Source organism: Paenibacillus sp. KS1, from assembly GCF_001680695.1.
Classification (GTDB): domain Bacteria; phylum Bacillota; class Bacilli; order Paenibacillales; family Paenibacillaceae; genus Paenibacillus_B; species Paenibacillus_B suaedae.
The window spans coordinates 24348-48928 of sequence record NZ_MAIS01000037.1 but is presented as its reverse complement, the minus strand read 5'-3'; the positions used below and the strand labels follow the sequence as shown (position 1 = coordinate 48928).

Annotated in this window: 22 protein-coding genes and 1 tRNA gene; 5 read left to right on the top strand and 18 right to left on the bottom strand. The window is 46.2% G+C overall.

From position 1 onward, the window contains the following. Position 1 precedes the first annotated feature (1 nt). From tpiA to BBG47_RS14265, 4 genes are all read right to left on the bottom strand, one after another. The gene (gene tpiA / locus BBG47_RS14280) at positions 2-754 is read right to left on the bottom strand and encodes a triose-phosphate isomerase (protein ID WP_065292242.1); all 753 of its coding nucleotides are present in this window, start codon (positions 752-754) and stop codon (positions 2-4) included. A gap of 60 nt (positions 755-814) precedes the next feature. Next, positions 815-1996, bottom strand: coding sequence for a phosphoglycerate kinase (locus BBG47_RS14275; protein ID WP_065292241.1), 1182 nt, complete (start codon positions 1994-1996; stop codon positions 815-817). 279 nt (positions 1997-2275) lie between these two features. Next, positions 2276-3280 carry a type I glyceraldehyde-3-phosphate dehydrogenase gene (gene gap, locus BBG47_RS14270; RefSeq protein ID WP_021252824.1) on the bottom strand — a complete coding sequence of 335 codons (1005 nt, stop codon included), beginning with the start codon at positions 3278-3280 and terminating at the stop codon, positions 2276-2278. Positions 3281-3321: 41 nt separating this feature from the next. Beyond that, positions 3322-4371: a sugar-binding transcriptional regulator gene (locus tag BBG47_RS14265; protein ID WP_065292240.1), complete on the bottom strand. Its 1050-nt coding sequence runs from the start codon at positions 4369-4371 to the stop codon at positions 3322-3324. A gap of 672 nt (positions 4372-5043) precedes the next feature. On the opposite strand from BBG47_RS14265, the gene BBG47_RS14260 reads away from it, so the two are divergent. After that, positions 5044-5118 (top strand) — tRNA-Arg (locus BBG47_RS14260). A 203-nt stretch (positions 5119-5321) separates the two neighbouring features. After that, positions 5322-5903, top strand: coding sequence for an ATP-dependent Clp endopeptidase proteolytic subunit ClpP (gene clpP, locus BBG47_RS14255; protein ID WP_021252826.1), 582 nt, complete (start codon positions 5322-5324; stop codon positions 5901-5903). 106 nt (positions 5904-6009) lie between these two features. Here clpP and BBG47_RS14250 read toward each other — a convergent pair whose 3' ends face one another. Next, complete coding sequence (locus BBG47_RS14250; RefSeq protein WP_065292239.1) at positions 6010-7176, bottom strand: cytochrome P450; 1167 nt, start codon at positions 7174-7176, stop codon at positions 6010-6012. A 695-nt stretch (positions 7177-7871) separates the two neighbouring features. On the opposite strand from BBG47_RS14250, the gene BBG47_RS14245 reads away from it, so the two are divergent. Continuing rightward, positions 7872-10181 carry a helix-turn-helix domain-containing protein gene (locus tag BBG47_RS14245; protein ID WP_065292238.1) on the top strand — a complete coding sequence of 770 codons (2310 nt, stop codon included), beginning with the start codon at positions 7872-7874 and terminating at the stop codon, positions 10179-10181. 108 nt (positions 10182-10289) lie between these two features. Here BBG47_RS14245 and BBG47_RS14240 read toward each other — a convergent pair whose 3' ends face one another. The 3 genes from BBG47_RS14240 to BBG47_RS14230 form a co-directional block, all read right to left on the bottom strand. Continuing rightward, positions 10290-11897, bottom strand: a complete 1608-nt coding sequence (locus tag BBG47_RS14240) for an extracellular solute-binding protein (protein ID WP_065292237.1) — start codon at positions 11895-11897, stop codon at positions 10290-10292. A gap of 215 nt (positions 11898-12112) precedes the next feature. Next, entirely contained in the window at positions 12113-13024 is a 912-nt protein-coding gene (locus tag BBG47_RS14235) for a carbohydrate ABC transporter permease (RefSeq protein ID WP_065292236.1), read from the bottom strand. A gap of 18 nt (positions 13025-13042) precedes the next feature. Next, on the bottom strand, positions 13043-13999 hold the full coding sequence (locus tag BBG47_RS14230) for an ABC transporter permease (RefSeq protein WP_021252831.1): 957 nt from the start codon (positions 13997-13999) through the stop codon (positions 13043-13045). Positions 14000-14456: 457 nt separating this feature from the next. On the opposite strand from BBG47_RS14230, the gene BBG47_RS14225 reads away from it, so the two are divergent. Beyond that, the gene (locus BBG47_RS14225) at positions 14457-15137 is read left to right on the top strand and encodes an alpha/beta fold hydrolase (protein WP_065292235.1); all 681 of its coding nucleotides are present in this window, start codon (positions 14457-14459) and stop codon (positions 15135-15137) included. Between the two features lie 73 nt (positions 15138-15210). Here BBG47_RS14225 and BBG47_RS14220 read toward each other — a convergent pair whose 3' ends face one another. The 6 genes from BBG47_RS14220 to BBG47_RS14200 all read right to left on the bottom strand — a co-directional run bounded on the left by BBG47_RS14220 (position 15211) and on the right by BBG47_RS14200 (position 20356). After that, positions 15211-16257: an ABC transporter substrate-binding protein gene (locus tag BBG47_RS14220; protein WP_044354024.1), complete on the bottom strand. Its 1047-nt coding sequence runs from the start codon at positions 16255-16257 to the stop codon at positions 15211-15213. Between the two features lie 94 nt (positions 16258-16351). Beyond that, on the bottom strand, positions 16352-17170 hold the full coding sequence (locus BBG47_RS14215) for an ABC transporter permease (protein WP_065292234.1): 819 nt from the start codon (positions 17168-17170) through the stop codon (positions 16352-16354). Further along, positions 17167-18018: an ABC transporter permease gene (locus tag BBG47_RS14210; RefSeq protein ID WP_065292233.1), complete on the bottom strand. Its 852-nt coding sequence runs from the start codon at positions 18016-18018 to the stop codon at positions 17167-17169. The genes BBG47_RS14215 and BBG47_RS14210 overlap by 4 nt, the downstream gene beginning before the upstream one ends. Further along, positions 18015-18986, bottom strand: a complete 972-nt coding sequence (locus BBG47_RS14205; protein WP_028533457.1) for an ABC transporter ATP-binding protein — start codon at positions 18984-18986, stop codon at positions 18015-18017. The genes BBG47_RS14210 and BBG47_RS14205 overlap by 4 nt, the downstream gene beginning before the upstream one ends. A 7-nt stretch (positions 18987-18993) precedes the next feature. After that, positions 18994-19134, bottom strand: a complete 141-nt coding sequence (locus BBG47_RS29930) for a hypothetical protein (protein ID WP_175400538.1) — start codon at positions 19132-19134, stop codon at positions 18994-18996. A 454-nt stretch (positions 19135-19588) separates the two neighbouring features. After that, entirely contained in the window at positions 19589-20356 is a 768-nt protein-coding gene (locus BBG47_RS14200; protein ID WP_065292232.1) for an SIMPL domain-containing protein, read from the bottom strand. Positions 20357-20642: 286 nt separating this feature from the next. Between BBG47_RS14200 and BBG47_RS14195 the strand changes: the two genes are divergently transcribed. Beyond that, positions 20643-21137, top strand: a complete 495-nt coding sequence (locus BBG47_RS14195) for a hypothetical protein (protein ID WP_065292231.1) — start codon at positions 20643-20645, stop codon at positions 21135-21137. Between the two features lie 199 nt (positions 21138-21336). Here BBG47_RS14195 and BBG47_RS14190 read toward each other — a convergent pair whose 3' ends face one another. The 4 genes from BBG47_RS14190 to rapZ form a co-directional block, all read right to left on the bottom strand. Beyond that, the gene (locus BBG47_RS14190) at positions 21337-21603 is read right to left on the bottom strand and encodes an HPr family phosphocarrier protein (protein WP_005545782.1); all 267 of its coding nucleotides are present in this window, start codon (positions 21601-21603) and stop codon (positions 21337-21339) included. A gap of 119 nt (positions 21604-21722) precedes the next feature. Then, positions 21723-22655, bottom strand: a complete 933-nt coding sequence (gene whiA, locus BBG47_RS14185; protein ID WP_021252839.1) for a DNA-binding protein WhiA — start codon at positions 22653-22655, stop codon at positions 21723-21725. A gap of 6 nt (positions 22656-22661) precedes the next feature. Further along, the gene (locus BBG47_RS14180; protein ID WP_021252840.1) at positions 22662-23648 is read right to left on the bottom strand and encodes a gluconeogenesis factor YvcK family protein; all 987 of its coding nucleotides are present in this window, start codon (positions 23646-23648) and stop codon (positions 22662-22664) included. Positions 23649-23660: 12 nt separating this feature from the next. Next, a complete protein-coding gene (rapZ, locus tag BBG47_RS14175; RefSeq protein ID WP_021252841.1) occupies positions 23661-24557 on the bottom strand; it encodes an RNase adapter RapZ in 897 nt (298 codons plus the stop codon). Between the last annotated feature and the right edge of the window lie 24 nt (positions 24558-24581).

Sequence of the window (24581 nt, the reverse complement as noted above, 5' to 3'; positions counted from 1 at the left end):
CTTACTTCGCCCCTTCCACCAAGGAGATGAAGGAAGCTGGTTGCAAGCTTGCGCCACCTACCAATGCGCCGTCAATATCACTTTCTGCCATGTATTCACGTACATTTTCCGGTTTTACGCTTCCGCCGTATTGAATGCGAACAGCAGCAGCAACTTCATCATTGTACAAGCCCTTCACAACGCTGCGGATGTAGCTGATAACTTCATTCGCGTCTTTCGCTGTGGAGGATTTGCCTGTACCGATCGCCCAGATTGGCTCATAAGCGATGACAGCTTCTTTTGCTTGTTCAACAGACAATCCTTGGAATGCTGCTTCTGTTTGCACTTTGCACACGTCGTTCGTTTTGCCGGATTCACGCTCTTCAAGCGACTCACCCACGCATACGATTGGCGTCAAGCCATGACGGAATGCTGCATGCATTTTTTTGTTTACTGTTTCATCAGTTTCCGCGAAGTATGCACGACGCTCGGAATGACCGATAATGACGTAGTGTACGCCAAGGTCTTTCAACATAGCGCCGGAAATTTCGCCTGTGAATGCACCGGAATCTTCAAAGTGAAGGTTTTGTGCACCAATCTTGATGCTTGTGCCTTTCACTGCTTCAACCAATGCTGGCAAGTTTGTAAATGGTGCGCAGAGTACGCTCTCTACGCCTTCCACTTCTGCTTTGCCTTTCACTTCGGATACGAAAGCGACAGCTTCCGATACCGTTTTGAACATTTTCCAGTTCCCTGCGATAATCGGTTGTCTCACACGATTCACTCCTTTACGCATAAGGGAGCGGCCGAAGCCGCCATCCCCTTACTTGCTCTCTTACTTATCGTTCAATGCAACCACGCCTGGCAATGCTTTGCCTTCCATGAATTCAAGGGAAGCGCCGCCGCCTGTGGAGATGTGATCCATTTTATCTTTCAGCTTGAACTTCTCAACCGCTGCTGCAGAGTCGCCGCCGCCGATGATTGTGTAACCAGCAGTTTCCGCACATGCTTCTGCTACTGCACGCGTACCATGAGAGAACGGCTCGATTTCGAATACGCCCATAGGTCCGTTCCATACAACAAGCTTGGAATTCTTGATAACATCAGCATAGATTTCACGAGTTTTCGGACCGATGTCAATGCCTTCCCATTCTGCAGGAATGCTGTCGATCGCTACCACTTGTGTGTTTGCATCTGCACTGAAGTCATCTGTAACTACGATATCTACTGGCAAGTAGAGGTTTTTGCCAAGTTCTTTGGCTTTCTCGATGAAGCCTAAAGCAACATCAAGCTTCTCGTTGTCGACAAGCGACTTCCCGATTTCGTTGCCTTGTGCTTTGAAGAATGTGTATGTCAAGCCGCCACCGATCACGATATTGTCGGCGATTTCCAACATTTTGTTGATAACGTCGATTTTATCTTTAACCTTGGAACCGCCTACGATTGCCGTAAATGGACGCTCAGGGTTTGTCAGCGCTTTGCTAAGTACAGTCAATTCTTTCTCCATCAACAGACCGGACACGGCTGGCAAGTGATGTGCGATGCCTTCAGTGGATGCATGTGCACGGTGAGCCGCGCCGAACGCGTCGTTCACAAACAAGTCCGCAAGTTCTGCGAAGGCTTTAGCCAATTCTGGATCGTTCTTCTCTTCGCCTTTGTGGAAACGAACGTTTTCAAGCACGACAACGTCGCCGTTTTCCATTTTTGCAATTTCAGCTTTTACGTTTTCACCAATTGACTCGTCAAGCTTCTTAACGGGCTTACCAAGCAGTTCGCCAAGACGTACTGCTGCAGGTGTCAGACGCATGGAATCCACAACTTCGCCCTTCGGACGACCCATGTGGCTTGCCAAAATAACTTTCGCACCTTGTTCCACCAAATAGTTAATTGTCGGCAGCGTTTCGCGTACACGTGTATCATCCGTAATCACACCATTTTCCAATGGAACGTTGAAATCTACACGTACAAATACGCGCTTACCCTTAACTTCTACATCACGCACACTTTTCTTGTTCATCCCCGTGTTCCTCCTATCGTCGATTACACCGGCACACGCCTCTCTCTGGTGTGTTGTTCGGTATGTTCTGTGTTCTTGTTCTGTATGGGTTCCATCTAAATCTTTCTCTCTATATATCGTATATCGTTCGTTAGTATGTTCTGGTTTCTCTCTGTACTCTCTATCTCTGTATATCTAAAAATCTGTGTCCGCACTGGTTCTCGATATGCTCTAGGCACTATAAGGATCAAAAGAGGAGGCCTGAACGGTCACTCCTCTTTGATTGTAAGTGCTATGCGATTACAGACCTTTTTTTGCGATGAAAGCTGCCAAGTCTACAACGCGGTTGGAGTAGCCCCACTCGTTGTCGTACCAGGATACAACTTTAACCAAGTTTCCGCCGATTACCATCGTTGTCAAAGCATCGATAGTGGAGGAAGCTGGGTCGCCGTTGAAGTCGCTGGATACCAATGGCTCTTCAGTGTAGTTCAAGATGCCTTTCAATGGGCCTTCAGCTGCTTCTTTCAAAGCTGCGTTTACTTCTTCAACAGTAACGTCTTTCTTAAGTTCTACTACCAAGTCTGTAACAGACACGTTAGGAGTAGGAACGCGCATGGACATACCGTTCAATTTGCCTTTCAATTCAGGCAATACAAGGGATACCGCTTTAGCAGCACCAGTTGTAGTAGGGATGATGTTTTGAGCTGCTGCACGAGCACGACGCAAGTCTTTGTGCGGCAAGTCAAGAACGTTTTGGTCGTTAGTGTAGGAGTGAATTGTGTTCATCATACCTTTTTCGATACCAAACTTGTCGTTCAATACTTTAGCGAATGGCGCCAAGCAGTTTGTTGTGCAAGAAGCGTTGGAGATGATTGTATGGCTTGCAGCATCATACTTATCTTCGTTAACGCCCATAACGATTGTGATATCTTCGTTAGTAGCAGGTGCGGAGATAATAACTTTCTTCGCGCCGCCTTTCAAGTGCATTTCAGCTTTGTCTTTCGCTGTGAAGATACCAGTGGACTCAACAACGATTTCAACGCCGTTAGCGCCCCAAGGCAAGTTCTCAGGGTTGCGCTCAGCGAATACTTTCACTTCGCGGCCGTTAACAACCAAAGCGCCTTCTTTAGCTTCTACTGTAGCTTCGAATTTGCCATGAGTTGTGTCATATTTCAACAGGTGAGCCAGAGTGTTTACATCTGTCAAATCGTTGATTGCAACGATTTCTACTTCTGAATTGTTCAATGCTGCGCGGAATACGTTACGTCCGATACGACCAAAGCCGTTAATACCAACTTTAACCATTGATGATTCCTCCCATTTCCTTCGCAATTTTTTTATATATCTCAAGACGGCCTGTAAGGCACATCGAGACCACAATGTTTCAATACTTCAACTGCTGCTGCTTCATCAATAACGAGAATGTCTTCGTGTCCTGCACGAAGCACTGCAGTAATCGATTCACCTTTGCTCTGACCTCCAGCAATGGCAATGACTACCTCCATACGAGAGATGTCCTCTAGGCGAAGGCCCAGTGTTAGCATCGTATGAACGACATGCCCGTCTCGGTCAAAATAATACCCGAAAGCTTCTGCAAGCGCCCCTTCTTCGAGCAGCTGCTGGATCGTCTCTTCATCCGCACGGCGGCGCTTCGCCATAACGAGAGCTTCTCCAATGCCATGCACGACAATGCGTGCTTGGCGAATTACTCGCAAAATGTCTTGGATGTTCGGTTCCTGCTTAAGCGACTGGTACGCTTCCTCACTCAGCAAATCCGGCACATGCAAGAGCCGATACTGAGCGCCTACGCGCTTCGCCATCGTGGATGCGATTGTGTTCGCTTGGTATTCCAAGCTCTCCCCAAGTCCCCCACGTGCGGGTACGAACCAATTGCCTTTCAACGGTGATGAACTCGTCAATTGATCTGCCATTGCAGCCAATGTGGAGCCGCCTGTCACCGCCACGACATCTTCCTTGTCCATTACGCTGCTGAGCGCTCTACAAGCCGCTTGCCCGAGTTCTTGCTTCACGGCAGGCGATACATCCGAATTGCCGGGTACGACAATGACCTGCTTCAAACCGAATGCTTGGCGGATACTCTCCTCCAGCTGGCGCATCCCGAGCAATTCGCCCATCACGGATTCCAGCTTCCGGACAAGTTGCCGGCCTTCATCAGTGATTCGCATACCCGTGTTATCCGAATCAATCAGGCCTTGCGCCTTCAATAAATCGGTCTCTGCACGGAGCACACGCTCGGTCATCTGCAATGACGTTGCCAGCGTTCTTCTCCCAATGGAGTCGGACAACATGATTTGATGCAGGATGGTGTAACGCTTCTTCAACAGTTCAATGAGTTCAGGTAGAAGTCGCTTCTGTATTTCTAACCACTCACGCATTCTCTCCACTCCTGCTTCCCATAAGCAACCATTGGACTAAAAACGTCCCATCTCTACATTTTTTGTCCCACCACTATTCTACCGAATAACGCAGCAACTTGCAAGTATCCTGAACCCCTGATTTTGCGCCCAAAATCGCGAATTCTCTGCCTATAAACAACTTCTATAATAAGCAAGCAATATCGAAGTTATTCATTATCAGACAACATATCTAGAAGGGCATACGACTGCCTATGATGTAATTAACCCAAAATACGACAAGTTAATACATATTTCGCAAAAATTTTAGACATTCCTCAGTATAGACATTAATGACGGACATCATGCCCTGCTCGTACCTGCGTTTAAAAAGTTTTGAGCTTTCCTTCACATCCTGTTCGCTCTCTACTTCCCCATGTAGTTTAGACATCGACATTGCTCACTTAGATCGGGCAACATCCACCTTATTTGGCACCGTCCACTTATTATAGAAAGAATTCAACCGTTCCCTCCTTAAAAGTTAAAACCTTAATTATGGTCGAAGGATCCTTTCTGCGGTGCCAATGCAATCATCTCTGTATCCCAGTAATCAGTGGGCACTTCCAAACTTCCCGTTTTTAATAAATATTCAGTGGCGCTCACTTGACTTTGTTATACGCTTTCTTATATAATAAATTTTGCTCTTGTATGAATGCGCCCGTGGTCCAATGGATATGACGTAGGCCTCCGGAGCCTGAGATCAAGGTTCGATTCCTTGCGGGCGCGCCATTTACACTCCTGTCCTTATTTGGTACAGGATAAGAAGCTACGTTACGCATACATTTAGGTGAATAAGCACGGAAGTAACATCTTGAATTTTGCAGAAGCGAAACGATAGATGTTTTTTTCTCTACATAGTTTGACCATCTTTGACTTTTTGTTTCAAGTCCTTTATATTGAATGTGTAATGATATTAGTTAGGAGGGGTTATCTTGAGTTATGTACCCGTAGTTGTTGAACAGACGAATCGTGGCGAAAGATCCTATGATATTTACTCTCGATTGTTGAAGGATCGCATCATCTTCCTCGGAACAGAAGTGAACGATCTCGTGGCGAATTCGATTATCGCCCAGCTGTTGTTCTTGGCTGCAGATGACCCGGAGAAGGATATTCATTTGTACATCAATAGCCCAGGCGGTTCAATCTCAGCCGGCATGGCCATATACGATACAATGCAGCACATCAAGCCGGACGTATCTACGATTTGCGTGGGTTTGGCAGCTTCCATGGGAGCGTTCCTGCTTAATGCAGGTGCCAAGGGCAAGCGTTTCGCCCTGCCGAACAGCGAAATTATGATTCATCAGCCGCTTGGCGGAGCACAAGGGCAAGCGTCCGATATCGAGATTCGCGCACGGCGCATCTTGAAGATGCGCGACACGTTGAACAAAATTTTGGCGGATCGCACAGGTCAACCACTTGAGCGCGTGGAGCGCGATACGGATCGCGACTACTTCATGTCTGCCCAAGAAGCGTATGAATACGGTCTGGTTGATAAGGTTCTTGGCAAAGAGTAAACAGTAAACGTGATACAGCCTCTCTCATGCGATCTATTTTGCATGTAGAGAGGCTGTTTTTTATTGCTTATTTCAACTGACATGAATAACGAAAAGCTAGGTTTACTTAGGTAAGAATGATCGGCAATGACTCGAAACCGAACATAAACTCGCTCTGGATGCGCTTCAACGGCTTGGAATGATCACATTGGTAGTTCGGGAAACGATCGAGCATTGCATTCAACGCTATCCTCGCTTCCAGCCGTGCAAGTTGGGCCCCCAGGCAGAAGTGGATACCATGACCAAACGCTAAATGCGGGTTTGGCTGACGACGAATATGGAAGAGATCTGGCTGCTCGAACACAGACTCGTCATGATTCGCTGACCCGATCCACAACATGACGAACTGCCCTTCAGTTAACATCATGCCATCTACTTCCACATCCTTCTTCACACGGCGAAACATTAACTGTACCGGCGAGGTAAACCGCAGCACTACTTCAATAGCGCCAGGCAGTAAAGAACGATCGGATCTAATATCGTCCCATGCGATGCGCTCACTGTCGAAACACGCTAGAGCAGAAGAGAGCAAATTCGTTGTCGTTTCATTACCAGCTACTAGCAGCAAAATACAGAACCCAATGAGTTCAAAGGGGGACAACGGTTCTCCGTCTGACGTTGCATGCACAAGCCTAGTGATCAGATCATCCTGTGGATTACGACGGCGTTCTTCTGCGATCGCCTCGAAATATACAGCCATCTCCTTCTGGCAATTACTATTGCGGTCAATGTCACCACTCACCGATGCCTCCGACCATTCCCGAAACTGATCTCGATCGTGTACCGGTATGCCGAGTATTTCTGCGATTACAATAATCGGGAGCGGAACTGCGAAGTCTTGAACTGCATCCATTCGTCCATTGCTTTCCACCTTATCTAGAAGCTCATCCGCCAATGCTTCAATTCGTGGAATCATCTTTTCAATGGATCTAGGTGTGAAGGCTTGCGAGACTAATGTTCGAAGCTGGCTATGCTTCTGCGGATCAGTGCGGAGGATGCTGTATTCGATCGGCCGCTTGTCTTCGCTTCGCAATTCGGAGGAAAAATGATTGTAATCAGCAAATATCCTCTTAATATGATCGTATCGGTACGCATGCCAGAACGTTCCCCCCAGCAGCTGAGGATTCTCTGAACGCAACAGAGAGCTCTCTGACCACAACAAAGGACTCTCTGACCGCATAGTTTTGTAATGAGATAATGGCAGCACTTCATGCTCTTGAATCCATTTCATCATTCAACCTCTCCCCTCCTTAACCATGCAACATAGCTTCAGTCACAACTCTTCCTCATTTACAGGGATTCGAAATAATATATTGCATTAAAACTAATATATGTAAATAATAACCTACATAGACCTAGGCCTGTATGCACTGAAACAACTTCGGGTCGACCTGTTACAAACCGAATTCAATTCATTTAGCTACAAAAAAAGGACCGCATCGCGCAAACGCCGATGCGGTCTATATATGTTCTAGGGGTAAACTGTAAACCATGAGAAAGATGAAACGGATCACCTTGTGCAACGGAAGACTCCGGTTGACCAAGGTCAGTAATCGCTGCCGGCAACCCTCCTTCGCAAGAACTCATCTGTCATTCGGTCCATTGTTAGAATACTAGAGTTACATTAAAGAAAACTGAACCGAACCTTAAAATAAGATAAAAAGCAATTCCCTCAATGGCAATACACCTATAATGTCCACCCTACAGAAATTGTTGTACACACCAGGAAATCATTCCATTTCCGATTGGAATCGTTTACAATATGAATATTGCCGCTTTTTTTCAATTTCTCGCTTTACAGATGAAGCGAAACGTATACAATAATTACAAATCATCAACATTTCTTCTCTATTAGATTGTCTTCTTACTTATTGCCAGATCCACTTCATAGCAAGATTACATCAAGAGACTACTAGGAGGCTTGTCAGGATGAGTTGGAACTATTTTCGGTCGAAGCTGCTATTACAGTACATATGGTCGTATATATTGATTTTTCTCATCCCATTAGTGGTTCTCACGATCTTCATCTATCAAAATGCCGTCAACAATCTTCGTTCCGAAATCGAGCAATCGAACGTGAACCAGCTCAATCAGGTGAAGCTGAACATCGATTCTCGCATGACGGAGCTTCGAGACATTGCTTCTCGCATTGCTTATGATGAACAATTGACACCTTATATGATACGACATCCCTATTACAGCCGCGATGCGATATCCGCGCTCGGCAAATATAAAGCGAACAGTTCCATTCTAGAAGAGCTATTCCTTTTCTACAGGAACAGCCACGCCATCTACTCGTCAAAAGGAATGACCAATGTAGATGTCCTCTTTGATCAATACTATCTATTCGAGGACTGGAGCAAGAAGGATATTATTAAGGAGCTGGAAACTGAGCTCTATCCTGTCGTACGACCAGCGGAATCCGTTAACTTGAGCATGAATATTACCAAGTCCATGCTTGCATACATCATACCGATAACGCCTAATAGCTCTTCCCCGCACGGAACCGTGCTGTTCCTGATGGAGGAATCGAAGCTAACGGGGCTTATGGACACCATTCTGAATGGATTCAAAGGCAATACCTACATCTTCGACGATAAGGGCCGTGTGCTTACCCAGAATAATCATGGAGAGCCTATCCCAAAAACTGAGATTCACTTGCTGTCAGAGCTCGGGCCCGGCATCCATAGCTTGAAGCTGGATAATATGCAGCAATCCATTGTTTCTGTTAAATCTTCTATGAATGGGTGGACCTATGTGACGGCTATGCCGAGCGAGCAATTTTTCGGGCGTGTGTTCCATATTCAGACCTTCTTCATGCTCGCGTTCGCTGTAGTGGTCATCGCCGGCATTCTAGCAGCCATAATCCTGGCACGCAAGCAATACCATCCAATCCATGATCTTATGGAATTTGCTTTGTTGAATGAAGAAGCCTCTGCTGCACAGCCGGCACCTAAGAGACGCAATGAGTTGGAGTGGATTCGTAAAACTCTGCATGACTATAGTGCCCGCGTCGATATTCAAGAGCCATTTGCCCGAAATCAATTCCTGCTCATGCTGCTCAAGCATGGGAAGCTGGACAACCCAGAATCTGCACATATTATGGAGATGATCGGCATTGAACTGACAGGCAAGTACTATTTCATCATTGCAATCTCTTGGGACGAGTATCCTGGCGTCGCAGATGCCTTGCAGCATCGTCAGCAGATTGTAGAACTGCTCGAGGAGATCGAAATTCCGGAATACGGTGCACACGCATATGGCATTGAGCTGCCGCATTTTGATCAATTCGCCCTCATCGTCAGTATGAATGAGGACTCAAGAATCTCCGTGGAGCACCAGATGGAACAAATCGTCGAAGCTCTTCGAATAATCGTGATGGAGAGCACGCACCTCATCCCATCCATTGGTGTTGGTAATGCCTATGAGGATGCAGCGCTCTTGAATCAGTCTTATATCGAATCAGCTTCTGCGCTGGAATATCGTATGGCGAACGGCAAGGGCAGCATTACGTATTTCAACAAGCTGTCCCATACACCAAACGATACGTTCTGGATCGCTAAGGACTCTCTGCTTAAGCTTACACAAAGCTTGAAGCAGGGCAATGATACCGTTGCAATGCAAATGATTGAAGCGATATTCAACAAGCTGAAGGCAGAGCGCGTATCGATATCACTCCTTCGCTGTATTTGCTTCGATATTATGAATACCTTGTTGAAGACAGCGTCTGAGCTCGGCTTGAACGAGTTAATTCGCGATATTCCGAGCTTTACCTCCTTCGAGTCACTGGAGGAGCTTGAGAAGAAGCTTCAGCTCTTGGCCGCACATATTTGCGAACAAGTAGAGCGCAACTCGGAAAATGAACAGCTCTCTTTAATGGACAGCGTTATTGCACACGTCGATCAACAATATACCGACTACAGCTTGAGCTTGGAAGCAATCGCACAGAAGTTCTCTATCTCTTCCTCTTATCTCAGCCGTTCGTTCAAGGAGAAGACAGGCAGCAACTTCTCTCAATATATATGGCAGCGCCGCATGGATGAGGTCATTCGCCAGCTGCTGACGACTAGTGATCCGCTTAAGGACATCATCGTCAGGGTCGGATATTTGGATACACCGAACTTTATTCGCAAGTTCAAAAAAGAGACGGGATATACACCAGGCCAATACCGAAAGCTTCATGCTTCAAGCGAGCAAGCAAAAGCTGCCGCAGATGCGGACGATGAATCTATAAGCTAAGTGCATACGTACAAAGAAAACGAGCACCAAAGGCAGAATAGGAAGCCTAAGGTGCTCGTTTTCTTTCCGATTAGCTTATTTCACAATTTACGAGGTTACAACTAGTGTTTATTTCCCTGAGTTCCATTGGTCATAGGCTTTTTGATAAATCTCAACGATTTTCTCAGCGCCCATCTTCTTCAATGTACCTATATACTTATCCCAATTCGCAAGCGGTTCTTGCCCTGTTACGAACTTCGCTTCCATTTGCTTCACGTAAGTGTCGAGGTCAGAGCGCAAGCTCGATACTTGCTGCTGATCAGCCTCGGACAAATATACGCTCGGGAATGGAACTTTCGCGATCGGATTGATTTTTTCCTCTGTTTCTTTCTTCAACCACTTCTCGAATTCGCCTTCGAATCCGCGTTTCACTTCTTCTGTCATGACTTTCGGAACGATCGTACCGTAGTCCGGCGTCAAAGTTGCACGATAGTCCTCACGATCCTTACCATCCGGTACCGGAAGTTGTTTCTTTGTATGGTCTTCCTTGTTTGCATACTCCCACAGCGTGCCTTCCGGGCCATAGCTAAGCAATTCAGAGCCTTCTACCGAATAGAAGAAGTCTACCCAACGCATGGTTGCTTCTGGGTTTTTGTTCTTGTTCGTAATCGCGAATACGCCCTTCATCAAACCTGGATGCTTCGCTGCGACCGGTTCGCCCATCTCGCTTTTCACAGGAGCGTACATCGGGTCAGTCATGCTAGGCTCGCCGCCCAATGTGAAGTAGGCATGGTAATCAGCGAACAATGCCACTTGATTATTTTTCCCTTTTGCTTTCTTTTGCTCATCCGTTTGGGAGAAGGTTTCATGATCTAACAATTCTTCGTTCCACAACTTGTTCAAGAACGTAAGATAGCCTTTGTATCCTTCCTCCATTGGAGAGTAGTGAACTTTTCCTGCTTTATCCGCATAGATGAATTCGCCATACATCCCCCAAGAGCCGAACAACCACATGCGAATGTCGTCAAGCTTAACGGAAACAAGCGGAATTTCATCCTTCTTGCCATTTCCGTTCGGATCTTCTTCTTTTACCCGTTTCAAGTATGTGTATAGTTCATCCGTTGTGGATGGTACTTTGTCCATGCCAAGCTTCTTCAAGAACTTGCCGTTATACCACAATGGACCACGATACCAGCCTGCATCCAAATCAATGCTTGGCAAGGAATAGATATGTCCATCCGGCGTCGTAATCGACTTGCGAATATCTGGATTGTCATTCAGGATTTTGTTCAAATTCGGTGCATACTTCTCAATAAGTCCTTCCAAAGGAATCAGTACGCCTTGGCTGCTTCCATAGTTGATTTCATCTGCAGACTGCAATTGACCGGAGAAGAACACATCAGGATAATCGCCACTAGCAAATACAAGGTTGCGCTTTGTATCAAAGCTGTCGAGAGGTGCATTTCGGTATTCGAACTTAATGCCAGTCTTCTCTTCCATTTGCTTTAGCAAGGCCATATCCTTCCAGTTTTGAATCCCTACGTCTTGTCCCATCATCGTAAGTGTAATAGGTTCCTTGACGATCGGGAAGCCTTCTTGATTTAAGTTGCTAAGTGCTTCCTCGCTACCTTTGCTTCCCTCTGCGGCAGGCTTGTCTGACGATCCGCATCCTGCGAGCATTGTGAAGATCAAGGTCATAGACATCAACAATGCCCACGTTTTTTTCCATTTTTGCATGGCAATGATCCTCCCTTTTGATGATTATTATACTCTTTGTCCTGCTTCTATAATAAGCAAAGGCGAGCCTTCGTTTATTACCGTTCATAGATTCGACAATGACAACGTACATATCTTTCATGCTCACTAGACGAAATAGAGAGATTCGTTACTGATGAATTCTACTCTGGATACATTCACAAGCGCATTCTAAAATTTGCAACAGTCTGTTCAAGCTATCCTTTGACCGATCCAATCATAACCCCTTGCACGAAGTACCGCTGCAAGAATGGGTATACCACGATAACCGGTAACGTCGAAACAATAATGACCGAATATTTGACGAGCGATGCGATTTCTGCCTTGTTGTTTAGCGCAGCGGCAACCGAACTACTTACCGCAGCACCAGTCGTTTCTGCCGACATTTCCTGCAGAACAAGAATTTGACGCAGGATCATTTGCAGTGGATATTTCGACTCTTCATTCAAATAAATGAGAGCGCCAAAGTAGCTGTTCCAATGTCCAACCCCATAGAATAATGCCATAACGGCTATGATCGGAGCTGACAACGGCAAAATAATCTGCAGGAATAACCGCATGTTGGTACAGCCGTCAATGCTTGCTGCTTCCTGAAGTTCTCTAGGTATCGTGGATTGGAAGAATGTCCGTGCCACGATGATGTTCCAGACTGATGCTGCACCCGGCAAAATTAACGCCCACATACTGTTGATTAGCCCCAATGCTTTAATCAACAGATATCCCGGAACTAATCCGCCACCGAAGAACATTGTAAACAGAAACATCCCCATAAAGAAGTTACGTCCAATGAAATCCGATCGACTCAATGCGTATGCTGCCGGTAACGTTACGGCTAGGTTAACGCACGTACCTACAACGGTATATAAAATGGTGTTCCCATAACCACTCCATATTTTTGAGTTCTCGAACACGCGAGCGTATCCGTCAAATGTGATTCCTTTTGGGAACAGCCACATTTCACCGGAGGCTACCATCTTCGGATCACTGATAGAAGCGCTTAGAATATACAACACAGGATACAATACAAGAATCAAAGCTATCGTTAAATAAATATAGTTACATACGATAAAAATCTTGTCCGCTCTCGTTTCTTTCACAGTAGCAGCCATGTTCCATCCTCCTCCTTCCTACCACAAGCTTGTTTCGCTCGTGCGTCGCGCGATTTGGTTAACAACGATGAGCAAAATAGCATTAACGATCGAGTTAAATAAACCTATCGCCGTGGAGAAGCTGTACTGCGCATCTACTAAACCGGAACGATATACGAATGTCGATATGACATCAGAAGATTCCATGTTGAGTGGGTTTTGCAAGAGCAATATTTTCTCAAATCCGACACCAAGAATGCTGCCCATGTTCAAAATGAGCAAGATTGTAATCGTTGGAATAATTGCCGGAATGTTAATATGCCAGATACGCTGGAACCGGTTCGCACCGTCCACGACGGCTGCTTCGTGCAGCTGTGGATCGACACCGGACAAGGCTGCCAAATAAATGATTGTCCCCCAGCCTGTACCCTGCCACACACCAGACAAGACATACATTGTCTTAAACCATGCCGGATCCGTAAGGAAAGAGGCCGGTTCAAATCCGAAGAACTTAATGATATGAATGATGATACCAGTTGAAGGAGACAGGAACGTAATAATGATACCTGCCATGACGACAACGGAAATGAAGTGCGGTGCATAGGTTATCGTCTGTACCGTTCGCTTGAATATCCCATCCTTAACTTCATTAAAGGCAAGCGCCAATATAATTGGCAGCGGGAAGCCTATCGCCAGCTCATACAAGCTGATGCTCAGCGTATTCCACAGCAGATCCCAGAAGTAGTACGAGTTGAAGAAGCGCTCGAAGTGGTCGAATCCGACCCATGGGCTCCCCATAATCCCTTTCGCTGGGATGAAGTTTTTGAATGCAATTTGAATCCCGTACATCGGGCCGTAATGGAAAATGAGGAAGTACAAAAATGCAGGAGCAATAAATAAATACAACTCCCAATTCTGAAGCATCTTCTTCCACGTCGGTTTCTTCTTATTTGGAACCACGTTCATTGAAAGGGCACTCTGTCCATTTCCTTGCATCGTGTCCACTCCCTCCCTTCAAATGATGGCATGGTTGGCACAGTCACTTTCATTGATGAAACGATGAACTGTGCATGAAGCCATGCTAACGCTTTCATGAGAACATTTTAGGCATCCTTTACCAATATCGTAAATATGTCGATTCCGCATTGTCGTTAACATATCCTTTACAACCGCGCCACTGCGCGTTTTTTGATCACGCACCCTGCGTCGGTACTACCTCAGTTGCAGGCGAAATTGGTACATTTTGATGTTACCGATCACACACCATATATTACACATTGTCAGGAAAAACATATCGAACAAGGCTGAATACAACGCTTAATGTTCCGCTTCCAACCCTTCCATCTATTGCTGAATTCTACATCAGGATGTATGATAGTTCTATGATCATAGAACTAATGAATTTATAAACTTACATACATGGACACATGTATAAGAAAGGGGAATGATTCAATTGTCTACTTATCTTCTTGTCCACGGAGCATGGGATGGCGGATTTGTATGGAGGGAAGTCGCATCCCTGCTTCGACAAGCTGGTCATGATGTGTACACTCCCTCCCTCACTGGACTTGGAGAGCGAACACATCTAGCTCATCCAGACATTGATCTCCATACATTCATTCAGGATATTGTAGGGGTCTTCACTTATGAACAGCTCGAGGATGTTATTCTTGTTGGACACAGCTTCTCCGGAATGGTAATCACCGGTGTAGCTGAAATTGTGCCTGATCGAATCAAGCAGCTGGTCTATGTTGATGCCATGCTTCCCCGGCATGGAGAGTCTGTTGCGACTCTCTCAGCTCCATACTTGGATAATCCCTATCCAAGTACTGCAGATGGCGACACACCGGCGTTTATTGCACCACCTAACTTAACAGATCCGCGTAAATCGCCAATGCCGACACGTTCGTATATGCAGGAGCTATCTATTACCAATGAGCGTGCCGCTGCCCTTCCTCGCATCTACATAGAACCGCTGGATCATCCTGATAGTTGGCCGATGGCTGCCTTTTTCCGTGCGATGGCCTTGCGCGCCCAGGATGCTGGCTGGCGTTATATGAGCCTCGAGCAAGGAGGGCATTGGCTCATGAAGACTCAACCCGAACCATTGTCCAAGCTGCTCCTGAATCTATAATCAACATAAAAATGCCCTTAATCCACATTAAGTGTGGATTAAGGGCATTTATTGTTGATTCAATGATATGCGATTATCTTCCGCTCTTCAGTTCCGTCCACAAGCGATCATACAATTGCAGATTTTTACCAACATCACCGAGCCATTCTGTACGTTCCAGTTCTTCGTCAGTTAAGTTGATCATTTTATTGTCCAGATACTCTTTGCTATGGTGCTCTTTCGCCTTCGTCACAGGATTGCTGTAACCGATAGCCTCATAGTTCTTCGCACTGTTCTCTGGATCAAGCATGAAGTTGATGAACTTCTCCGCTAATTCCTTATTCTTCGTACCCTTTGGAATCGCATAGTTGTCCGAGAAGATCGTGCTTCCTGTCTTCGGAATCATGAATGCAACATCTGGGTTCTCACCATGAATGACAGATGCATCGCCAGACCATACCGTACCAATCCAGCCTTCTTCCGCAATCATCTTCTGCTTGATGTTGTCCGTATCGAAGGCAAGCACGTTCGGAACAAGCTTGCGCAGGTCATCAACAGCCGCGTTGATTTCCGCTTCATTTTGGGAACTGTTCGATTTGCCTGCCTTCTTCAGCGCCATACCTACGATCTCACGGTTGTCATCCAGAAGAAGTACTTTACCCTTGTACTCATCCTTCCACAAATCCGCCCAATCGGTTGGAGCTTGCTTCACATATTTTGTGTTGTAGGCAATGCCTGTAACACCCCATGTATATACGATAGAGTACTTGTTGCCAGGATCAAATTCAGGGTTTTTGAAACGATCCGTGACGTATTGGAAATTCGGAATATGATTTAAATCAAGTGGCTCCAGCAAATCTTGCTTAATCATGCTAGCCACCATATAGTCGGACGGTTGAATTAAATCATAATTCGCGCCGCCGGCTTTCAACTTCGCCAGCAGTTCCTCGTTGTTGGCAAAAATCGCATAGTTAACTTTTACGTTATTCTCCGATTCGAATTTCTTGATCATATCCATATCGAAGTTATCTGCCCAGCTGTACAAATTCAATGTTTGCTCCGGCTTAGAAGAGCAGCCTGCCAGTGCAGTTAGTGCCAACATCCCGGCCAATACGACCGCGAACCATTTCTTTTTGTTCAATTCTTGTTACCCCTCTCTGATCCTGCAACAGATCCTTAGAATGTATTAATTATTATGATTCAAATTCACTTGCTCACATCGGGTGAACAGTGAATTAGAACGGCAACATAGAGCTTTTCTTCTCTCCGTTACCGCGGTTCAACAACCATTGCGCCAGTACGATCAGCACAACGCTCAAGATAATCATTAGCGTACACAAGGCGTTGATCTCTGGAGAGATCCCCCGTTTTACCAAACCATAAATGTAAATCGGCAAAGTTGTCGAGTTCGGTCCGGCAACAAAGAAGCTGATCATAAAGTCATCAATCGACAGTGTGAAAGCCATGATCGCTCCGGCAAGCACGCCTGGCCATATCGAAGGCAGCGTAACATAGCGGAATGTCTGCCATGGTGTAGCACCAAGGTCAGATGCTGCTTCTTCAAGCTGCTTGCCCATGTTGGCAAGTCTGGAAGCAACGATTACGTACACGTATGAAATACTGAACGTGATATGTGCAATAATAACCGTCATTTTGCCCAGATCAATCTTAAACTGGCTGAACAGCACCAGTAGGGACAAGCCCATAATGATATCCGGCACAATAATCGGCAAGTACAACAATCCGATTACGCCTTGCTTGCCCTTGGCAGTCATTCGGCGAAGTGCAATTGCAGCTATCGTGCCAAGCACAGTCGAGATGACTGTAGATATCAACGCGATTGACAAGCTGTTGCTGAGTGCTTCCATTACTTGCCGGTTGTCGAATAGTGAACTGTACCATTTGAACGTGAAGCCGCTCCAATTCGAATTAATCCGCGAATTGTTGAACGAGTACGCGATAATCAAAAATACAGGTATATAAATAAATAGAATTAACAGTATCGAATGGAGCGCAAGAAGCGGACTCTGCTTCTTTTTGGTTGCTGCCTTCATGCCCCCGCCTCCTTCGATGCATCATATTTGGAGCGGAGTGCTCGGTTGAACAGCCCAATAATAATTAGGGAACTGATCACGAACACGACTGACAGCGCGGAACCGAATGGCCAGTCACGCGCACCTAGGAACTGATTCTGTATAATATTGCTGAGCATTTGCGCCTTAGCGCCGCCCAGAATGTCTGTAACAACGAACATCCCCGCTGTTGTCACGAAGACAAGCACACTGCCTGTCATCATGCCAGACTTCGTCTGCGGCAGCGTAATATGCCAGAACGACTTCCACTTCGTAGCACCCAAATCACTGGATGCCTCAAGCAATCGCTTGTCCATTTGCTCCAAAGAAACATCAATCGGAAGCACCATATACGGAATGAACGTATAGACCATTCCAAGCAGTACTGCTCCCTTGGTATAGAGCATTTGCAGAGGCTCCGCGATCAATCCCAGATCAAGGAGCGTCTGATTAACGACCCCTTGCGTACGCAGCAAGAGTACCCATGCGTATGTCCGAATCAGGAAGTTAATCCAGAACGGAACCGTAATGAGAATGAGCAGCAGCTTCTGCTTCGCCGGGCTCGTCGTCGAGATATAATACGCAAGCGGATAGCTGAACAACAAGCAAATTGCCGTTGTTAGCACGGATAGCCACAGCGTATCCCAATAAATACCCAAGTATAAGGGATCGAAAAATCGTTCATAATTGTTCAGCGTAAACGAAAAGACGATATTTCCGAGCTCGTCTCGCTGCATGAAGGATACAGCGATGACCGCGATCATCGGCACGACAAGGAATATCGTCAGCCACAATACGACCGGCGCAATGATGCCAAATGAGCGTTTCATGAGCCGATCATCACCTCATCTTGCTTACTCCAGCTTACTCCAATATGCTGGCCAATCTCCCACGTCCGCTCGTCCTTGAAGTCAAGCACAACCGATACGTTCGTTTGGTCGTTATCCAAGTGCACGATCAGCTTGTGGATGTTCCCCAAATAAACGATATCCTGAATAATTCCAGTACGAGGCGCACCTTCCACATCCGCTGTCACATGAATTTTCTCTGGACGTACGGTGAAGAGGTTCTCTTCATGGAATACGTTGTTCTCCCCTACAAACGTAGCTGCAAACAACGTCTCCGGGCGTTCGTAAATATTTTTAGGAGAGTCGATCTGTTCGACACGTCCGTTATTCATAATCACGATTCGATCCGACATCATCATCGCTTCTTCTTGATCATGGGTTACATATACGAATGTAATGCCCAAGCTCCGCTGCAATTGCTTCAGTTCAGCCTGCAGATTTTTGCGCAGCTGCAAATCAAGTGCACCAAGCGGCTCGTCCAATAGCAGCACCTTCGGCTTGTTAGCAATTGCCCGTGCAATCGCAACACGCTGCTGCTGTCCACCAGACAATTGATGTGGATAACGCTTCGCAAGTGCTGTTAGCTGCGTCAAGCGAATGGCTTCATCAATACGCTTGCGCTGTTCAGCTTGCGGAATTTTCTTCATCTTTAGGCCGAATTGAATATTTTGCTCGACCGTCATATGAGGGAACAACGCGTAATGTTGAAATACAAGATTCAAATTCCGCTTGTTCGGAGGTAAGTTCGTAACATCTTCTCCATCTAGGCGGATATGGCCAGATGAAGGCTGTTCAAAGCCAGCAATCATGCGTAAAATGGTTGTCTTCCCACAACCACTCGGACCGAGCAGCGTCAAAAATTCCCCTTCGCCAATCGTAAGCGACAGAGGATGCACAACGGGTTGCCCGGCAAAATGCTTCTCCACATTTACCAGTTCAATCATTAGCATCAACCCCTTACATCGTCAGTCTGCCAATTGGAGCAGCTGTTCCTGCATGCAGCATGCCATCGCAATGGCAAGCTAACACGCTCTGCAGCACCACCCCAAATGGGATGAACAAGAATGCGCGCAGTGTATAGGATACGTTCTTATTCATTAAGCAAAAAAAGCCATATCCATTGGTATGGCTTCTACGTCCCGTTCACGTTGGCGTTTTTGCATATCCAATATACATCGTTTTGTCTGACGATACAACTTATTTTAACGTAATTTCGACAAAAACATACATTTCTCTTCAACGGTTCGACCTATTTCCAATAGCGATCAGGCCATGAGGCACTTATTTACATTCGAACTATCGGAGAATACGATAATATTCATTTCCCCTGTTACATTCTAGGGCTTTGTTCCCTAAAATACAACCCCTAATCCAAGATGGCTTCCATACAAAAAGGCACTATGTCATTTCTGACACGAGTGCCCCTTGATACAGCGCCATTTCTGATGTGCTCCTACCCGCCTAATTGGGAATATTTCATTGATTTAACAGAAGGCTTTCATCCATGCCGACGCTGTTACTGCACGCTTCATTTCAGTTGTTGCTGCGTGCTTTATTTCAATTGATATTGAATTTGCACCTGTGCATTCAACTTAATAAGGCCGCCCTGCAAAGAAGTTGAAGCAACATCCTTTTTCATATCCGACGGGCTTGCTGCGTCGTACATCACGCGTATCGGGGACCAATCCGCCCCAGACTCTGTAATCGTAAGTGCTGCACCTGCTTCACGGCCTGCTGCTTTCGCGAGTGTGGATGCCTTCTTCGCTGCATGCTGCACTGCCTTCTCCAGCACCTGTGCCTCATAGTCAGCGCGCTTCTCCGTATCGAATTGAATACGGACTACTCGGTTCACACCTGCATCAGTAGCTGCATCTACTAAGCTCCCTAGTCGATTCAAATCGCGATACGTCACACGCACAGCATGCTGAGCTTGATAGCCTATGATTTGAGGCTCTTTATTTTCCACGTATTTATATTCAGGATTAACCGAGAAATTGACCGTCTTCAGATCCTTTTCCTGAACACCATATTTCGAAGTAAGCACCTGTTTCACTTTTTCGAATAACACTGCATTTTGCTTTTGTGCTTCAGCCGCTGTTTTCCCACGTGTATCTATTGCAAGTTCCGCATAAGCCACATCAGGCGTTACTTCCAATTCCCCCATGCCCGACACGTTCACTGTATCCTTCACACTGAATTCTGCCGCAGCTGCATGCACAGGCACTGGTGCTGCAACTCCTGCCCCCACAAGCAGCGCTCCTGTAAGCATAACCGCCATCGTCATTCGGCGCCATGTCATTCTTCCTGTCAATTGCGTCATAATCCATTCCTCCATCACGTTATAGAATGTAAAATTGACTTGCTTCTTGTCTTCTAAACGTTAACAAGGTAAATATTGTTGCAAGTCCGGCCATAACTTTAAATGTATTTTCTGCGGCTATTGAATCGGTACAAATGTAACGCTGCAGGTTCATTTTATAATCATCAATCTACAGTTTTATACAATTATTGTCATTTTATGCTTATTTCGACCTGTCGGTCGACAAGAAACCATGATATGGTAGAGCTGTAAGTTTCCATTAAAAGATGTCCGAGGAGGAATACATGTGATCCGTAACAAAGGGAAATTTGCTTTACTTGTTGCTCTTGCATTGAGCATGCTTGCTCCTGCATCATTATCAGCCAAATCTGCTGATGAATTGATGATCGAACAGAAGTACGGACCGGAATCGGGGTATTCGAAGGTATACCAAAAACAAGACATTGCTAAGGCATATATCGCTGTATACGAATGGTCAGCTGATTTCTCCACGACAACCCAACAACAAATTAAGAAAGACATCGTAGTTCCTAGCGATACTCTCCGCACTACACTCCAGTTGAACGTCAGCTCTGAGAAAAATACCGGCAGTAATGAAAAATTCAAGGTCGAATTAGAGATGTACTACCCTTGGGCAGGTTATTTGATCGAAGAATCACGCGAACTTAGTGTAGGTTATCAAAATGCACCTGTATACTTCTATGAGCTCAAGCCAGGCAATACATATCGTCTGCGCATTAATGGGAATGTAAAAGGATCTGTTGACGTCTATAGAGAATAGGTTTCGACAACGTGACAGCCCCACACAAATACAGCCTGATCTCCTTCAAGAGATCAGGCTGTATCACATTTCATACCGTTCATCTGATGCACCATTCAACAAGCTTACCATAATAAAAAAAGAGCCATTATGGCTCTTCTCTTGATCACAGCGGCAGCTCGCTGCTTCCACTATGATTGAACACGATGTCAGCTACAGATTAGCTGTCCAATTCTTCTTTGCTTACAAGCCCGACTAAAGCGCTTACAGCCTGATCGGCGTCCGCACCATCCGCAGTAATGGTAATTGACGTGCCGGTGCTGATTGCGAGACTCATAATACCCATGATGCTCTTAGCATTGACTTTCTTATCTTCTTTTTCAACGAAGATATCCGAAGAATATTTATTCGCTTCTTGAACGAACAAGGCCGCAGGTCTTGCGTGCAGTCCAGTCTTCAAACGTACGACAATTGGTTGTTGAGCCATGCGAATCATACCCCCTATATTCCATGTAGTTTACATTACACAAATTTACGCTAATTTGCTCTATTTCATCACATATTAGCATTATAAACGATTTTAAGCGAGGAATAAAGTTTATCTCGCTATCCGTTGCGCATTCGCTCAGCCAGCTCGTCTATCTTGCGCAGTCGATGATTGACACCGGATTTACTAACCTTACCGCCCAGAAGCTCTCCCACTTCCTTCAGATTAATATCCGGGTGTGCCAATCTGACCTCGGCAACTTCTCTCAGCTTATCTGGGAGCTTATCTAATCCAAGATGCCTATCCAGATAACGAATATTTTCGATTTGGCGCACAGCAGCACCAATCGTCTTATTCAAGTTAGCCGTTTCACAATTGACGATTCGGTTCACGGAGTTGCGCATATCCCGCATAATACGGACATCCTCGAACTTGAACAGCGCCTGGTGAGCACCGATGATATTGAGGAATTCAATAATTTTCTCGCCCTCTTTGATATACAGGACGAAGCCCTTCTTGCGCTCAATGAATCGTGCATTCAACTGGAACTCATTCGCCAGATCAACTAATGCGCGGCAATGTTCCTCGTACATCGAGGATATCTCCAAGTGATAGGAAGATCCCTCTGGATTATTCACCGATCCTCCTGCCATGAACGCTCCTCGCAAATATGCGCGTTTGCAGCAGTTATTTTCAACAATCTGCGTGTCAATGCCGTCCGTGAACAAGAACCCTTCCGATACAATGTGCAGGTCACGCAAAATCTCCTGCACACGCGTCGGAATACGTACAATGTACACATTATTTTTCTTCAAGCGCATCTTCTTGCGTACAAGCAGCTCCGTATGCACTTGAAAATACGTTTTAACAAGCGTATAAATGCGGCGTGCGATCGCTGCATTCTCTGTAGAAATGTCCAATATTACCTTGCGGTTGGACGAGAGCTGCACAGAACCGTTCATGCGCATTAGCGCAGACAGTTCCGCCTTCTCACAGCACGACTCGGATTCGATCATGGTTAATTCTTTTTTTGTCTGTGCTGCAAAAGACATAGCGGCTCACCTCTTTCGTAACATCCAATTTTCCACAAGCTGATAAATATGATGACTAAGCTTATCCGCGTCGTGACGCAGATAGGTGCGGAACAGCACTAAGGAATCCGCGATTACCTGATATCCACGCTTCGTCACTTCTTCCATATCCAAATGGACAGCCTTTGCCCCCTGTTCGGCATATTTATCCTGAACTTGCGGCGGAATCTCCCCATTATTCACGATAACATAATCGAACAATTGAGTGCCGACATGAAGCTGAACAGCTTCCAAATGATCACTCACGGAATAGTTATCCGTTTCCCCCGGCTGAGTCATCACATTACATACAAAAATCTTCACCGCATTTGATTCCAGTACGGCCTGTGCCAGCTTCGGTACGAGCAAGGTAGGAATAATGCTCGTATACAGGCTTCCTGGTCCAATCAGGATGGCATCCGCCTGACGGAGCGCCTCAACTGCCTCAGGCAACGCTTCCACCTGTTCCGGTTCTAAGAACACACGCTTAATGCGCTGGCCGGCTTGCGGGATTGATGATTCGCCCGACACAATAGACCCGTCTTCCATCTCAGCCTTCAGGACAACTGCTTGATTGGCTGCAGGCAGTACCCGGCCCCGAACCGCAAGTACGCGGCTCAGCTCCCGAATGCCTGCAACGAAGTCGCCGGTAATGTCCGTCATCGCCGCCAATAGCAAATTACCAAGACTATGTCCTGCAAGTCCAGATCCACTCTTGAAGCGATACTTCAACATTTCCGACAGCGATGGCTCCACATCAGCCAACGCTGTCAATACATTGCGTATATCTCCTGGCGGGGGCATCTGCAGCTCGCTGCGCAATATACCAGAGCTGCCTCCATCGTCCGCCACAGTAACGATTGCGGTAATATCGAGCGGCTTCTCCTTCAACCCTCGAAGCATGACCGACAGTCCTGTGCCGCCGCCCATAACTACGATACGTGGGTTTACGCGCTCTTCTTTTTCACATGCCATAACGACCCTCCACTAATGCCGATCTCTCTCAGCATCACGGTGACTGACACGGACAACCTCCGTATCACTCGCTCCGATTGTACGACCTAAATATTCTGCAATGGCCACTGATCGGTGCTTGCCGCCTGTGCATCCGATGCCGATGATAACCTGACCTTTCCCTTCCTTGCGATACTGCGGCATAAGGAAATTCAGCAAATCAAGCAGCTTAGCAAGGAACGCCTGTGTTTCTGGCCATTTCATGACATAATCATAAACTTCAATATCCTGTCCAGTTCTCGGGCGCAATTGCTCCACATAATGCGGATTCGGCAAAAAACGTACGTCAAAAATGAGATCCGCATCAATCGGCACCCCATATTTGAAACCGAACGAAGTCACATTCACCGACATCATATTCTGATCCGCGTGCGTGAATCGTGCCGCAATTCGTTCCTTCAATTGTACAGGCTTCAAATTGCTCGTATCAATAACCTGTGTCGCCCAACCCTTCAAATCTTCCAGCAGTGTGCGTTCCTGCTTAATTCCTTCAAGCGGCATGCCGCCTGGATTGAGAGGATGACGACGACGGCTCTCTTTATAACGCTGCACGAGAACAGCATCCGTTGCATCCAAGAACAATATTTCACAATTAATGGTAAAGTGATCCCGAATATAATTAATGGATTCTGATAAGGCCGTGAAAAATTCTCTGCCGCGCAAGTCAATGACAAGCGCTACCTTGCCAATCTTACCCTTGGACTGCTCGATGAGTTCAGCAAACTTCGGTATAAGTACTGGCGGCAAATTGTCCACGCAGAAAAAACCGAGATCCTCCAAGCTCTGTACAGCTATTGTCTTCCCTGCACCAGACATCCCCGTAATGATAACCAGCTTCGCAAGAGCTGTCATCTCTGTCGATTCCATCATCGTTCGTCCTCTCCTTCTTACAAG

Excerpts from the sequence above, each read along its gene's own strand:
- BBG47_RS14275 (WP_065292241.1), bottom strand. The coding sequence starts at position 1,996 with ATGAACAAGAAAAGTGTGCGTGATGTAGAAGTTAAGGGTAAGCGCGTA.
- gap (WP_021252824.1), bottom strand. The coding sequence starts at position 3,280 with ATGGTTAAAGTTGGTATTAACGGCTTTGGTCGTATCGGACGTAACGTA.
- BBG47_RS14265 (WP_065292240.1), bottom strand. The coding sequence starts at position 4,371 with ATGCGTGAGTGGTTAGAAATACAGAAGCGACTTCTACCTGAACTCATT.
- BBG47_RS14250 (WP_065292239.1), bottom strand. The coding sequence starts at position 7,176 with ATGATGAAATGGATTCAAGAGCATGAAGTGCTGCCATTATCTCATTAC.
- BBG47_RS14245 (WP_065292238.1), top strand. The coding sequence starts at position 7,872 with ATGAGTTGGAACTATTTTCGGTCGAAGCTGCTATTACAGTACATATGG.
- BBG47_RS14240 (WP_065292237.1), bottom strand. The coding sequence starts at position 11,897 with ATGCAAAAATGGAAAAAAACGTGGGCATTGTTGATGTCTATGACCTTG.
- BBG47_RS14235 (WP_065292236.1), bottom strand. The coding sequence starts at position 13,024 with ATGGCTGCTACTGTGAAAGAAACGAGAGCGGACAAGATTTTTATCGTA.
- BBG47_RS14230 (WP_021252831.1), bottom strand. The coding sequence starts at position 13,999 with ATGCAAGGAAATGGACAGAGTGCCCTTTCAATGAACGTGGTTCCAAAT.
- BBG47_RS14215 (WP_065292234.1), bottom strand. The coding sequence starts at position 17,170 with ATGAAGGCAGCAACCAAAAAGAAGCAGAGTCCGCTTCTTGCGCTCCAT.
- BBG47_RS14210 (WP_065292233.1), bottom strand. The coding sequence starts at position 18,018 with ATGAAACGCTCATTTGGCATCATTGCGCCGGTCGTATTGTGGCTGACG.
- BBG47_RS14205 (WP_028533457.1), bottom strand. The coding sequence starts at position 18,986 with ATGCTAATGATTGAACTGGTAAATGTGGAGAAGCATTTTGCCGGGCAA.
- BBG47_RS29930 (WP_175400538.1), bottom strand. The coding sequence starts at position 19,134 with ATGAATAAGAACGTATCCTATACACTGCGCGCATTCTTGTTCATCCCA.
- BBG47_RS14200 (WP_065292232.1), bottom strand. The coding sequence starts at position 20,356 with ATGACGCAATTGACAGGAAGAATGACATGGCGCCGAATGACGATGGCG.
- BBG47_RS14190 (WP_005545782.1), bottom strand. The coding sequence starts at position 21,603 with ATGGCTCAACAACCAATTGTCGTACGTTTGAAGACTGGACTGCACGCA.
- whiA (WP_021252839.1), bottom strand. The coding sequence starts at position 22,655 with ATGTCTTTTGCAGCACAGACAAAAAAAGAATTAACCATGATCGAATCC.
- BBG47_RS14180 (WP_021252840.1), bottom strand. The coding sequence starts at position 23,648 with ATGGCATGTGAAAAAGAAGAGCGCGTAAACCCACGTATCGTAGTTATG.
- rapZ (WP_021252841.1), bottom strand. The coding sequence starts at position 24,557 with ATGATGGAATCGACAGAGATGACAGCTCTTGCGAAGCTGGTTATCATT.